We start from the raw sequence: 12,940 nt of genomic DNA on the forward strand, positions 1-12,940 counted from the left end.
CACCTGTTTCGGTACCTTGAACATGCTTGATTTCCTTCCTTTCCGTCGAGTTTACACACGACCTCTTGGAAGGCGAAATCTCAGGGGAAGCTCAAATGACGACGACTGCGGTTGTAAAAGCCGCCGCAACGATCACCGTGGAGCGGAAAGTGATCCGCCAATGCGAAGCCCGGCGTTGCGGCGGTCTCTCGGCTGGTGCGTGCCGTCGAACACATTCAGCGTTTGCTTCTCTTCTGCCGCATTCTGTGTCGACTTCAGCCGCAGTGAAAACCGTTTAACAGGCTCTCGATCTGGCGAAAGGGATTGTGTGGTTTGCGATCCTAGATGGCTTACATGTCAACTTCGTCCACGACTAGTTGCCGTGGCAATGTTTAAACTTCCTCCCCGAACCGCAGTAGCAGCGTTCGTTGCGTCCAATTTTCCGTGCTGGTGATGGAAATGCCCACTGCAAAGGCGGCCCGTCTTGGCGCAGTCTAGCGATTACCCATCTCCTTGGCCCGTCTGTCACGACGGCCAAGGTCAACAGGATGCTGAAAAAGTTAACAGCCCTTGGGCTCTTTTTGAAACCATCTCTTAATGGAATATTCGGACGATGCCAAAATACTCGACACCGGAGATGAAACGCATGCCGAAGGCGTGCCGGAACCCGGGCTAGAATTGGGCAAAGAGGAAGACCTGCCGGCACCGGCTATCGAGTCCGACGTTGATTGCGAGATTACCCGGCTCCCGAAGGTGGCGATCCTCGAAGAAGAGACGCCGGAGGAACTCGCACCTGGCCGCTTTCTTGCGTCGATGGTCACACGTGTCTTGGGAGCTACACCGGTCAATATGCATGTGGAAGCGAGGCAACGTCGGGCTTCACCTGAGCCGCAGTGATTATCGTGTTGTTACTCACGACGTCCGGTTCACCTCGTGTTTCGTAACATCCAGCAGGCAGCGTGCGAACTGGTCGCAATTCGCTCTGTGATCGGCGCCCAGGAGTGAGATGAGCGTGCTTTATCGGAGCCGAGACGCGAGCGGATCCTTTCGCGGACCGCAAGCTAATTTCACGTGCCTGGATCGCGCACCGTGGCGCGTACCTCGTAGCTTTCCCGCGTGTCCAAAAAGGAGAGCAGGGCGCAATCGATCGTACCGCGATGGCGATGCGGATCTAGGTACGGCGTGGGAGTAAGAGACAGGTTGTCGTCGAACGATCTCCCGGCCTCCTACCCCGAACCGGACTGGCGCCTCTCAGCCCAGCCGGCTCGCCGTTTCAGTGTGGCTCATGGCAAGGGCGGCATCGGTACCCCTCCACCGACCCGCCCACCCACCCCTCAACCGAGCCTGACGTCCACCTCCCCCGCCGCCACCACCAGCGCCTTCCTGGCCGCGTCCTGCATCGAATCGAGCCCCAGGTTCTGCAGCGTGATCGTGACATCCCTCCCGCCAATCACCGTCTTGATCTCCGGGATCGTATAGACGTCGAACGTCAAGCCGCGCAGCGCCGCCGTGACCGCGTCCCTGATGACGGGATTGAAGAGATTCAACAACACGCCGGCGTCGACAATGACGGGCAGGCCGTGGAAATGCCAGCCCACGTCCACGCTGGTGAGCGCCCGGAACACGATCTTCACCTTCCGCTCCGGCGTGATCTCGATCGAGGCCTCGGCCTGTACCGAACCGTCGGCACTGGCGGTAAAGCCGACGTCGCCGAGGAAGGTCGAGGCGGCGAGCTTCGCGCCGCCGTCCACGCCGATCGACAGCCGGTACCGGTTGCCCGCTCCCGCCGTCACCTGGAACCGGGGTTGGGTGAAGGTCAGCCAGTACTCCGCCGAGACGGTCGTGATACCGAGGTCGCAGCTCCACCGGTCACGCACGGAAATGTCTTTCAGGAAGGTGGTGGCGACGGCATCCAGGGTGGGTGCATCGACGCCGCAGAACAGGCGTCCGCGCGGCCAGCCGGACGGCGGTGGGGCGACCGCCGCGTCCGGCATCATGCAGGTCGAGCCGAGCAGGTAGGGCGGCTGCACGGCGACCACCGGCGAGGCGAATTGAACGCCGTTCAGGTCCAGCGCGGGAATCGCGATGCGCCCGAGAATTTCCCGGTTCAGGTAGTCGAGCAGCAGCGGCAGGAAGGCCTGGTTCAGCGCGAGTTCCAGGATGGTCCGCAGCGGCTCGTCGATCTGGCCCGCGGCGACCTGCAGCTCGCCCCGGTCGAGATGAATCGTCAGGCGGTTGTTGCGGTCGAACCGGACCGTCGCGGCGGCCTCCAGCCGGGCGTCCAGCTCGGCGGCGATCGCGCCGCCCGCCGTCAGTCGCACCTGGGCGACACTGGCGGAAAAGCTGGCCGCTTCGGCCTGTTCCTGCAACGCCTGCTGCCCGGCGGAAAGGCCCGATTGTTCCAGCTGCCGCGGCCGCACGGCCGGCGGCGCGAGCCTGAACACCGGCGCGGTGCGCATGTCGAAGCCGACCGTGGCGAGGCCTTCGCGGCCCACGTCGATCGACGCCTTGAACACCTGCGGATAGCAGCCGCGGTAAATGGCTTCGGCCACGCTGTTCAGCGCGTGTTCATCGCCGCCGGCGACGACGTCGTAGCGCTGCGTTGTGGTGCGCCAGAGTTCGTAGGGAGATGCATCGTCCCAGTTGAAGATCTGCAGCGTGTTGCCGTGGTCCGGATACGCATCGGAGCGGACCATGTTCAGCTTCAACTCCCAATCGCTGAGGCAGTTGATTGCGTTGTACAGGCCGGGCACGGTGTCGTTGCGCCAGATGCAGTCCTCGAGCTTGGCCGAGCGAATGTCCGCGAGCGCGACCGGCTCGCGGCTGCCGCGACGCGCGATGCAGCGGGTCGGGTCGGCCTTGCTGATCAGGAAGAAGCCGGAGCGGTTCGGCACCAGGCGCTGGTCCCAGGTCTGCCAGTTCTCGTCGCCGTGGACGTCCACCGTCACGCTGCCCCGAGCCGGATGCCCGGTGATGAGCAGCATCCGTCCCGACGCCGCGCGCGCCTTCGAGACAATCGACACGTAGTTCGGCGCGCGCTTGACGAGCTTGACGACGATCGCGTCGAATTTCGATGCGGTGTCGCGCGAGCCGCAGAACTCGCCGTTCGAGCACCAGGCGGTCTCGCCGCCGCCGTGGCGGTACGCCATGTAGAAGATGTCGTAGCGCGTGAAGTTCTCTCCGGTCAACTCGATCGCGAACCCCTGGATCGTCGCGTTCTGGCCGCGCGAGCCGACGAACTCGCCGTCCTTGACCCAGCCGGTGTCGCCCTTGCCGGTCACGTGCGCCATGTAGCGCATGCCGAGGCCGACCGGGGCGGCGAACTTGAGCTGGAAGCCCTCGATGGCCTTGCCGTCGCCGCGCGCGCCGGCGTATTCGTTGGGGCCGACGGTGATGTCGCCGAGCTGCTGCACATGCACCAGCACCGAGAATTTGCGTACGAGCTTGACGGTGATCGCATCGAGCGGGCGCGACTGGCCGCGCGTGCCGCAGAACTCGCCGTTCGCGCACCAGGCAGTGTCGGTGCCGCGCGTGTCGTGTGCCCGGTAGAAGACGTCGTAGTCGGCGAAATGGTCGCCGGTCAGCTTGATCGCGAAGCCTTCCACCGACGGCCGGCCGTCCTCGCTGCCGAGGAACTCGCCGTCCCTGACCCAGCCGGTGTCGCCCGTGCCGGACAGATGCGCCATGTATTGCAGCGACAGGCCGGAGGTCGCGGCGAGCCGGATCTGGAAGCCGCTCAGCGGCAGCCCCTTGTCGGGCGCGCCGGCGGCTTGGTTCGGGCCGGCCGTGACGTCGCCTGCGCCCAGCACATGCACGCGCACCGCGAACTTCGGTACCAGCTTGACCACGATCGCATCGAGGCTCAGCGACTGGCCGCGCGTGCCGCAGAACGCGCCGTTCGCGCACCAGGCGGTCTCGCCGCCACCGTGCTGATACGCCATGTAGACGACGTCGTACTCGGTGGACTTCTCGCCCGTCAGCGTGATCGCGAAGCCCTGCACCGGCGCGTTCCTGCCGCGGCTGCCGACGAACTCGCCGTCCACGCGCCAGCCCGTGTCGCCCGTTTCGGCGACGTGGGCCATGTAGCGCAGCCCGAGTCCCGCCGCGGCCGGGAAGCGGATCTGGAAGCCTTCCAGGGTCTTGTCCTTGCCGCGTGCGCCGGCGTATTCGTCCGGGCCGACGGTGATGTCCCCGAGGTCATGCACGTGGACGAGCACTTCAAAGTTTGGCGTGGTCATGTTGGTATCTCATGGAGTGGGTGCTGCGAATCACGCCCGGGACGGGCGAATCGTGGCATGGCGGGCGGCCTCGGTGCGAGCGGGCGGCGCCGTCGTGGCGCCGGCGCTCGCGTGGGCGCTGGCGGCGCGGTGTTTCGCTGGCCATGTCGGCAACGGCGCGCCGCGTGATGCGGTGACGTGCGTCGCGGTGCCGTTTATTTGGGCGTGAGTATAGGAATGGCCACGGGCGATTTCTGTAGCACAAACGCGCTACACGGATGTCGCGCGCGGTGCCGTGATGGCCAGGCGGGAGCTGGCGCGGAGGCCGGGTTCGCGAGCGGCGCGACGCGGCCCGTGAGAGCCGGCGGCCGTGTTACCTGGTCGATCACGGCGCACGCCGAAGCGGATCAACGCCGGCCGCCAACCGCCCGCCCCACGACGCCGCGCATCGGACACGATTTGTCCGGCCGCCCGCCTAGACTCGGGCCTTCGTCGATCACCGGCCGGAGCGCGCCACGCATGGGATTTCTCGTCCAGAAACTGTTGCCGACCCTGCAGCCCGGCCGCCGCCTCGGCGTCGCCGGTTCGGACGCCGCGCTGCACAGCAGGCAGGGCGCCTGGGAAGGCGGCTGCGCGCTGCATTGCGCGGCGATGGCGCTGGCGCTGCTCGGGCTGTTGCGCGATCCGTCCGGCCTGCGCGTTGCCACTGACGACGCGGGTGCGGTGTTCTGGGATCGCGCGTGGCCGCACTACCTGCACGGCGTGACGCTCGGCGAGCTGCGCGGGTTGCTGGCGGAACTGCGCTGGGGCCTGCGCACGGCGGTGGAGGCGGAGTCGCACGAGGCGGTGGCGCGCTTCTGCGAACGGGAGCTGGCTCGCGGCAGGCCGGTGGTGGCGAGCTGGCGGCGGCCGGACGAGACGGGCTGCCATGCCGCGCTGGCGGTGGGCGTGGAAGGGCGCACGCACGGGCACCGCTTCGCGGCGGACACGCTGCTGATGCTCGATCCGGCCGAACCGGCGCCGCGCCTCGCGGCCCACAACGCGCGCCTGACCCATGCGATGCCGGACCGGCCGGGGCGGGGCTGCTACGTCACGGCCGACGGCCGGCAGGCGGTGCTGCTCGACGGCGCGCTGTCGATCGGCGCGCCGCCGGCTTGATCAGCGCAGCCGGCTGCGTTTGATGTCGGGCGGGGTGGCGGCGTTGATGCGGCGCGTGCCGGTGGGCTTCAGCGACACGCCGTCGAGCGGCTCGAACAGCGCGGCCAGCGTGATGCCGAGCGCATGGCAGAGGTTCGCGAGCGTTTCGATCGAGGGATTGGCGATGCCGCGTTCGATGGCCGAGATGTAGGTGCGATCGACGTGCGCCTCGAACGCGAGCGTTTCCTGCGATTTCTCGACCTCGTGCCGGCACGCCTTGATGCGCTTGCCGAGGGCCGTCGAAATCGGCGCGGGCTGGCTGGGGGAGGGGGATGCGCGACGGATGGCCATGGCGGGAATATTGCCTGCCTGATGACTGATTCTCGACGCTATAGACACGTCAACATATGTAGTATTTAGTCAACATCACGAAAACATCCAGGAGACGATCGTCGGCCGGTACCGGACACGGTTTGTCCTGATCTCTCCCTATGCTGGCGGGGCGGAACAGCCGGAGCGGGCTGCGAATCCAGGTCGGCCCGGTGCGATGCGAGACGGCTTGACCGACGAACCGGATGTTCTCTATATACGTCAATTCATGTAGTGTTAACTCATCAAACAAGATGCGTCGATTCGATGTCGAGACGCACCTGCCGACCCCACCCCGGACCACACTCAATTACGGAGAACCCATGAAACCAACCAACACGGCGATCACCCGGCTCGCGCTGTGCGCGCTGACCGCCTTCACGCTGGCCGCATGCGGCGGCGGTGACGGTGGCGGCAGCCCCGCATCGTCGGGCGGCACCACGCCGGCCACGGCCGCGGCCAGCTCGATGAGCGGCACGGTGGCGATCGGCACCGCGCTGGGCGGCGCGATCGTCACGGTGACCGATGCGAACGGCAAGACGGTATCGGCCACCTCGGGCGCCGACGGCGGCTACAGCGTGTCGCTGACCGGGCTCAGCGCGCCGCTGCTGATCACGGCGGCCGATCCGACCGGCGTGTCGGGCGTGCTGTATTCGGTGGTGGCGGGCACGGTCACGGCGGGCGGCGTGCCGGTCACGGCGAACGTGACGCCGCTGACGACGGCCGTCGCCGCGCTGATGACGGCGTCGGGCGACCCGGCCACGCTGGCCGGCAACGCGGCGGCGATCACGCCGGCCGCGATCGGCACGGCGGTGGCCACGCTCGACGCGGCGCTCGCGCCGATCCTGTCGGCCAACGGCGTGGCGGCCAATCTCGACCCGGTCGGCGCGGCCTTCACGCCGGACCAGACCGGCGCGGACGCCGTGATCGATTCGGTGGCGGTCACGCCCTCGGCTTCGGGCGCCGGCCTGCAGATCACGAGCCTGGCCGATCCGGACACGGCGATCCAGCTCACCTCCGCCACCCGCGTGGCCACCGCGCTGGCGGCACCGGCCCAGCCCGCGAACTACCTGGCGAGCCTGCAGGCCACGCTGGCGGCCTGCGCCTCGGCGGTGCAGGGCGGCGCGGCGGCGGCCTCGGACGGCAACTGCGCGACGGCGATCGACGCGAGCTACCTGAACAACGGCATCGGCACCGGTGTGGCGGGGTTCGCCGACCGCCACACGCTGTTCACCAAGGGGACGGTGCTGACCGCCATCAAGACGGTGGCCTTCGTGCCGGCCGGCACGATCAGCGGCATCAGCAATCCGGCCGCGCTGGTCTATCTGCTGATGACCGATCCGGACGGCACGCCCGACTTCGGCATGGACTACGTGCAGCAGCTGCCCAACGGCAAGTGGGATGTGATCGGCAACCAGCAGCTCGACTACAGCTACATCGCCTCGTTCGTCGGGCGCGTGCAGTACACGGATGCGGCCAACGCCGCCAATGCGCACTACGAGTCGGGTCTCGACATCCAGATCCCGACCTACGTGCCGGTGAACGGTGTTTCCACGCAGCTCGGCTCGGCGTTCGTCACGGGGCCGGGCCTGCCCGCCGCCGGCATCTGGCTGCAGACGGCCGGCAACGGCACGGGCGGCGGCTTCCTCGAGATCCCGACGGGCGTGCTGAGCGCGCCGGCCACGGGCGCGTTCGGCCGCGCGGACGGCGGCATGTCCACCACCTACAAGTGGGCGTGGGCGCCGCTCGCGGGCGGCACGACGTCGTTCACGCCGCACGGCCAGCCGGAATACGCGCCGAGCTCGCAGGACGTCTCGACGATCCCGAACTTCGGCATCTACTCGGTCACGCTCTACGACATGGCCGGCACCAAGCTGCGCACGCAGACGATCCAGAACATCGGGCGCAACCAGGCGGCCGCGGCGGGCGCCGCGGTGGCGTGGCAGACGCTCGGCGCCGACGTGATCGCGGACTATCTGACGCCGGGCGGCTCGGGCACCCAGAGCGCGCCGGGCACCTCGGCCACGATCGACTGGACCACGCCGGCCGGCGCGCTCTATCCGAACTTCTGGGCGTCGATCAATTCGCTCGGCACGGCCGGGACCAACTTCCCCGCCACCACCTACGTCGCGACGATGTGGGGGCCGAGCCCGGGCAGCACGCCGTCGCCGTTCGTGTTCAACTCGCGCTTCACCGACGTGCTGACGCCGAACGCCTTCTCGACGGTCGAGCAGTCGGTGCAGGTGCAGCTCGGCTGGCAGGCGGGCGGCGAGTACTACCTCAACACCTGGCAGTACGGCCAGCCCTGAGCGGTGAGCCGGGCATGGGGCGCCCGCGCCGGTTGCGGTGCCGGGCGCCCCGGCTTCCCGTCGGCTTCAGATCGATTTCAGGCCACCTTCACACCGCATCGAACCCGTACAACTCGGCCGGATTGTCGACGAGGATTTTGCGGCGCACCGCGTCGTCGTCGATGCAGCCCAGCGCCCAGTCGAGCAGCCGCGCGTCATCAGGCACCGGCTTCACGTTCGGATGTGGCCAGTTCGAAGCCCACAGGCAGCGCTCGGGATGGCGTTCGGCCAGATGGCGCGCGAGCCAGGCGCGGTCGTCGTAGCCGGGCGGGCCGTCCTGCGAGCTTTCGTAGGGCGCCGACAGCTTGACCCAGCAGCGCGGCCCGTCCAGCAGCCGGTCGAGCGCGGCGAGCGCCGCGCTGTCGGGCGCGAGCGGCCCGAGGAACTTGCCGAGATGGTCGATCACGAGCCGCGCCGGCAGTTGCGCGAGCTGCGCCTCGTAGTGCGGCAGCGCATGGCCGTCGAGCTGCAGGTCGATGTGCCAGCCGAGCGGCGCGATGCGCGCGGCCAGCGCCGGCAGTGCGTCCCACGGCAGCAGCCCGCCCGGCAGCATCATGAAGCGCACGCCGCGAATCCCGGCCGCGTGCAGCCGCTGAAGTTCGGCATCGTCGACTTCGCGCGGCACCACCGCCACGCCGCGCGCGCCGTCGCCCAGTCCGGCGATCGCGGCGAGCGTGCAGCGATTGTCGAAGCCATAGCCGGTCGGCTGCACCACCACCACGCGCGACAGGCCGAGCGCGCGCTGCATCTCGCGGCAGGCCGCGGCGGGCGCGGGCGGCGGCACGAAGGTCGCGCTCGCGGCCAGCGGATAGCCGGCTTCATACACGTGGACGTGGCAGTCGCAGGCGCCGTCGAATCGCAGCGGCGCGCTCATCGTGCCTGCTCCGGCGCGCCGGCCAAAGCGGCGGCGGCGGCGGCCGGATAGCGCTGCGCGAGCCGCCGTGCCTGCGCCGCGTTCACCGCGCCGGCCGGGATGCGCCCCTGCAGCAGCGCCTCGGTCTGCGCGACGGTTTCGAGCGACTGGTGCTCGATCGCGCCGGGCGTGAGGCCGCCCACGTGCGGCGTGGCCAGCACGCGCGGATGCGCGGCCAGCGCCGGCGACGGCATCTGGTCGGCGGCGCGGCCCACGTCGAGCGCGGCCCCGGCCAGCCGGCCGGCATCGAGTGCCGCGAGCAGCGCGGCCTCGTCCACCAGCTCGCCGCGCGCCGCATTGATGAACAGCGCGTCGGGCTTCATCGCCGCGAACGCGCGCGCGTCCATCAGGTTGCGCGTGTCGGGCGTGGCCGGCGCGAGGCAGACCACGAAGTCGGCCTCGCCGAGCAGCGCGTCGAGTTCGACCTGGTGCATGCGCAGGTCGGTGACGGTGGCGAACGGATCGGCCACCACCACGCGCATGCCGAACCCGAGCGCCAGCTCGCACAGATAGCGCGCGATCTGCCCGTAGCCGATCACGCCGAGCGTGGCGCCGCGCAGCTCGCGGCCCATGCGCGGCACGGGCGGCTCGCCGCGCCGGTAGCTGGCCGCGTAGGCACTGGTCGAGCGCGCGAGGTCGAGCATCGCGCCGATCACCCATTCGCTGACGGCCGGCACGAAGCCGGCGCTCGCCTGCGTGACGAGCACGCCGTGCTCGCTCGCGGCGGCCACGTCGATGGTGCGGATGTCCACCGCGCAGCGCACGAACGCGAGCAGCTTCGGCAGCGCGGCGAACAGCGCGCGCGGCGCGGGGGTCTGCCGGTAGCCGATGATCACCTCGGCGTCGCGCGCGGCGGCGATCAGCTCGTCGGTGCTCAGCTCGCGCTCGGCGTCGTTGAACCGGACGCTGGCGACGGCGCGCAGCGCGGCGGCCGCGCGCGCGCCGAAATAATGGTCGAGCATGTGGCGCGGATGGCTCACGAATACCTGGGTCATGTCTTTTTCCTGGTTGGCCGGGGGGCTCCCGGCGGCGCGACCGATTCGCGCTCGACGAGCGAGATGTCCGTGAACAACGTGGGCTCGGCCGCGGCCGGGGCATCGTCGCGGCGCATCACGCGCTCGACCATCGCGGCGGCCATGGCCGGCACCGGCAGCTGCACGGTGGTCAGCGCCGGGTTCGAGATGGCGGCGAGGAAGTGGCCGTCCATGCCGACGATCGAGACGTCGCCGGGCACCGTGAGGCCCGCCTCGCGCAGTCCCGCCATCAGGCCGAGCGCCATCAGGTCGTTGACGGCCACCACGCCGCTGGGCCGCGTCGCGGCGGGCTCGGCCGCGAGCCGCCGGGCCAGCGCGCGGCCGTTCTCGGCGATCATCGAATCGCCGTATTCGTCGACCGTGCCGCTGTCGAGCACGCGCGCGCCGGCCGCGAGCCCGGCCTCGCCGGCGGCGGCGAGGAAGCCGTCGATCTTGTCGCGCCGGCTCATCGTCATGCCGGCCAGCGTGGCGTAGGCGAGCCGCGTGTGGCCGTGCGCGATCAGGTGGCGCGTGGCCAGGCGCGCGGCGCCGAAGTTGTCGGGCGTGACGTGGCCGATCCGCGTGTGGCCGCCGTCGGTGGCGCGCCGGTCGTAGCTGACCACCACCATGCCGCGTTCGGCGGCGGTCTCCAGATGGCGCTCGTCGGCCAGCGACGAGATCACGATCACGCGGCGCACGCCCTGCGAGAGCAGGTCGTCGAAGAACGACGCCTCCTTCACCGGATCGCGGTAGGTGTTGCCGATCAGCACGCGGTGGCCGTAGCGCTCCTGCGCGAGGGTTTCCACCTCGCGCGCGATGTAGCCGTACATCGGGTTGGCGATCGACGGCACCAGCAGCCCGACCAGCGGCGTCTGGCCGGTCTTCAGCTGCCGCGCCAGCTTGCTCGGGCGATAGTCGAGCGCGTCCATCGCGGCCCGCACGCGCGCGAGGGTTTCCTCGCGCATCTGGTCGGTGCGGCCGTTGAGGACGTTCGATACCGTGCTGACCGACACGCCGGCGCGGCGCGCGACATCCTGAATGGTGCTCATGGCTGGGTGTGTTGACGCTCTACAGGCCGAAGCGGTTCGGCAACCACAATGAAAACGACGGCACCAGAATCAGTACCACCAGAGCGGCGCACAGTACCACCAGATACTTGAGCATGGGGCGCGCCACCGCCTTCACGTCGGTGCCGGTGATCGCGCAGGTGGCGAACAGGCCGAGCCCGACGGGCGGCGCGAACAGGCCGAGCCCCATCGCCACCACGATCACGGTGCCGAAGTGCAGCGGGTCGATGCCGAGCTGGGTGGCGATCGGCGTGAGCAGCGGCCCGAAGATGATCAGCGCGGGCGCGCCCTCGAGTACGGCGCCGAACACGATCATCAGCAGCACCGAGAGCAGCACGAACAGGGTCGGCCCGTACTGGTGCGCGAACGCGATCATCGAATCGGACACCAGCGCCGGGATCTGCTCGACGGTCAGCGCGAACGAGACGCTGGACGCCGCCGCGACGATGAACAGGATGCTGCTGGCCATCGACGCCGAGCGCACGAACACGCGCACGATCGAGCGCGGCGTGAGTTCGCGGAACGCGAGCCAGCCCACCAGCAGCGCGTAGACCACCGCGAACGCCGACACCTCGGTGGAGGTGGCGATGCCCGAGGTCACGCCCTTGCCGATCATCGCGATCATCAGCAGCGCGACCAGCGCGCCGCCCGCCAGCGGCAGCCAGTGGCGCGGGCTCGGCAGCGCGGCGGCCACGTCGATGCGGCGCCCGGCGATCACCGCCACGGCGGCCAGCGCCACCGCCAGCACCACGGCCGGCACCACGCCCGCCAGGAACAGCCCGGCGATCGAGATGTTGGCCACGAAGCCCATGATGATCATGTTCACGCAGGGCGGGATGGTCTCGGCCATCACCGCGCTGCAGGCCAGCAGCGCGGCGGCCTCGTTCGGATCCTCGCCGCTCTGGCGCACCGCCGGCATCACCACGCCGCCCACCGCGGCGATGTCGGCCAGCTTCGAGCCCGACACGCCCGAGAAGAACGCCGTGGCGATGATGGTGATCAGGCCGAGGCCGCCGCGCACGCGCCCGAACAGCCGCAGCAGCAACTCGATCAGGCGCGAGGACATGCCGTTGGTTTCCATCAGCAGGCCGGCCAGCACGAAGAACGGGATCGCCAGCAGCACGAAGTGGTCGGTGCCCGCCATCACCTGCTGCGCGTAGACCAGCATCGGCAGCGACGGATCGGCGAGGAAGTAGAGCAGCGCCGAGAGCGCCAGCACGAAGCCGATCGGCACGCCGAGCAGCAGCCCGCCGAAGAAGCCCGCCGCCAGCAGCAGCCCCGGCGAGAGCGCGTGACCGGGCACGAACGTGTTCCAGGCCACCACCGCGGCGGTGGCCAGCACGCAGCCGAGCAAGGTGCCGAGCACGGTGGCGCGCGGGCCGTTCAGTGCGTTGGCGAGCGCGAAGATCGCCATGAACGCGCTGCCGGCCACCAGCGGATAGACGTCGATCCAGGCCGGCAGCCCGCTCGGCGTCATCTGGCCGTAGGAGTCGACCAGCAGCAGGCACGACGACACGCAGAGGTTGCCCGCCACGCCCGCGATCACCCAGTGGCCGAGCTGCACCAGCGCGGGCTGCCAGCGCGCCGGCAGCAGGCCACGAAACAGGTCCACGCCCACGTGCTGGCTGCGCGCGAGCACGGTGGCCGCGCCGCAGAACACCAGCACGATCATCAGCGCGCCCGCCACCTCCTCGGCCCAGTCCACCGGGTCGTGCAGGAAGTAGCGGTAGATCACCGAGATGAACACCACGGCGACGTCGGCGGCCAGCACCGCCGCGCAGACATGCTCGATGCCGCGCAGCAGGTGGCCGAGGCCGCGCGCGAGCCGGGTGGTCTCGCCGAAGCCGGGCGCGGCAGGGGCGGCCTGGCCCGACGGGGTGGACAGGGCGCTCATCGG

At 69.5% G+C, this 12,940-nt stretch carries 10 protein-coding genes; 3 read left to right on the forward strand and 7 right to left on the reverse strand.

Annotation, left to right across the window (positions count from 1 at the left end):
- Positions 1 to 352 precede the first annotated feature (352 nt).
- Positions 353 to 685, reverse strand: a complete 333-nt coding sequence (locus tag BpN12_RS33460; protein WP_425306343.1) for an SEC-C metal-binding domain-containing protein — start codon at positions 683 to 685, stop codon at positions 353 to 355.
- Here BpN12_RS33460 and BpN12_RS15095 point away from each other — a divergent pair.
- Positions 577 to 876: a hypothetical protein gene (locus BpN12_RS15095; RefSeq protein WP_246796390.1), complete on the forward strand. Its 300-nt coding sequence runs from the start codon at positions 577 to 579 to the stop codon at positions 874 to 876. The two genes, BpN12_RS33460 and BpN12_RS15095, sit on opposite strands and share 109 nt — an antisense overlap.
- 437 nt (positions 877 to 1,313) lie before the next feature.
- Here the strand turns inward: BpN12_RS15095 and BpN12_RS15100 are convergent, their stop codons facing one another.
- A complete protein-coding gene (locus BpN12_RS15100; RefSeq protein ID WP_246796391.1) occupies positions 1,314 to 4,217 on the reverse strand; it encodes a hypothetical protein in 2,904 nt (967 codons plus the stop codon).
- A gap of 498 nt (positions 4,218 to 4,715) precedes the next feature.
- Between BpN12_RS15100 and BpN12_RS15105 the strand changes: the two genes are divergently transcribed.
- Entirely contained in the window at positions 4,716 to 5,354 is a 639-nt protein-coding gene (locus tag BpN12_RS15105) for a hypothetical protein (RefSeq protein WP_246796392.1), read from the forward strand.
- On the opposite strand, the gene BpN12_RS15110 is transcribed toward BpN12_RS15105, so the two are convergent.
- A complete protein-coding gene (locus BpN12_RS15110; RefSeq protein WP_246796393.1) occupies positions 5,355 to 5,684 on the reverse strand; it encodes a helix-turn-helix domain-containing protein in 330 nt (109 codons plus the stop codon).
- A 341-nt stretch (positions 5,685 to 6,025) separates the two neighbouring features.
- Here BpN12_RS15110 and BpN12_RS15115 point away from each other — a divergent pair, with 341 nt between their 5' ends.
- Positions 6,026 to 8,011, forward strand: coding sequence for a cell wall anchor protein (locus BpN12_RS15115; protein ID WP_246796394.1), 1,986 nt, complete (start codon positions 6,026 to 6,028; stop codon positions 8,009 to 8,011).
- An 88-nt stretch (positions 8,012 to 8,099) separates the two neighbouring features.
- Here BpN12_RS15115 and BpN12_RS15120 read toward each other — a convergent pair whose 3' ends face one another.
- From BpN12_RS15120 to BpN12_RS15135, 4 genes are read right to left on the reverse strand one after another with little or no spacing between them, the layout of a single operon-like run.
- A complete protein-coding gene (locus BpN12_RS15120; RefSeq protein WP_246796395.1) occupies positions 8,100 to 8,924 on the reverse strand; it encodes an amidohydrolase family protein in 825 nt (274 codons plus the stop codon).
- Positions 8,921 to 9,958, reverse strand: a complete 1,038-nt coding sequence (locus BpN12_RS15125; protein WP_246796396.1) for an NAD(P)-dependent oxidoreductase — start codon at positions 9,956 to 9,958, stop codon at positions 8,921 to 8,923. Before BpN12_RS15125 ends, BpN12_RS15120 begins: the two co-directional genes overlap by 4 nt.
- A complete protein-coding gene (locus BpN12_RS15130; RefSeq protein ID WP_246796397.1) occupies positions 9,955 to 11,025 on the reverse strand; it encodes a LacI family DNA-binding transcriptional regulator in 1,071 nt (356 codons plus the stop codon). Before BpN12_RS15130 ends, BpN12_RS15125 begins: the two co-directional genes overlap by 4 nt.
- Before the next feature lie 19 nt (positions 11,026 to 11,044).
- The gene (locus BpN12_RS15135) at positions 11,045 to 12,937 is read right to left on the reverse strand and encodes a TRAP transporter large permease (RefSeq protein WP_246796398.1); all 1,893 of its coding nucleotides are present in this window, start codon (positions 12,935 to 12,937) and stop codon (positions 11,045 to 11,047) included.
- Between the last annotated feature and the right edge of the window lie 3 nt (positions 12,938 to 12,940).

Source organism: Burkholderia perseverans (genome assembly GCF_022870505.1).
In the GTDB taxonomy this organism is placed as follows: domain Bacteria; phylum Pseudomonadota; class Gammaproteobacteria; order Burkholderiales; family Burkholderiaceae; genus Burkholderia; species Burkholderia plantarii.

Bases quoted from the DNA above. Each gene is read 5' to 3' on its own strand.
- BpN12_RS15110 (WP_246796393.1), bottom strand. From the start codon at position 5,684: ATGGCCATCCGTCGCGCATCCCCCTCCCCCAGCCAGCCCGCGCCGATT.
- BpN12_RS15130 (WP_246796397.1), bottom strand. From the start codon at position 11,025: ATGAGCACCATTCAGGATGTCGCGCGCCGCGCCGGCGTGTCGGTCAGC.
- BpN12_RS15120 (WP_246796395.1), bottom strand. From the start codon at position 8,924: ATGAGCGCGCCGCTGCGATTCGACGGCGCCTGCGACTGCCACGTCCAC.
- BpN12_RS15105 (WP_246796392.1), top strand. From the start codon at position 4,716: ATGGGATTTCTCGTCCAGAAACTGTTGCCGACCCTGCAGCCCGGCCGC.
- BpN12_RS15095 (WP_246796390.1), top strand. From the start codon at position 577: ATGGAATATTCGGACGATGCCAAAATACTCGACACCGGAGATGAAACG.
- BpN12_RS15100 (WP_246796391.1), bottom strand. From the start codon at position 4,217: ATGACCACGCCAAACTTTGAAGTGCTCGTCCACGTGCATGACCTCGGG.
- BpN12_RS15125 (WP_246796396.1), bottom strand. From the start codon at position 9,958: ATGACCCAGGTATTCGTGAGCCATCCGCGCCACATGCTCGACCATTAT.
- BpN12_RS15135 (WP_246796398.1), bottom strand. From the start codon at position 12,937: ATGAGCGCCCTGTCCACCCCGTCGGGCCAGGCCGCCCCTGCCGCGCCC.
- BpN12_RS15115 (WP_246796394.1), top strand. From the start codon at position 6,026: ATGAAACCAACCAACACGGCGATCACCCGGCTCGCGCTGTGCGCGCTG.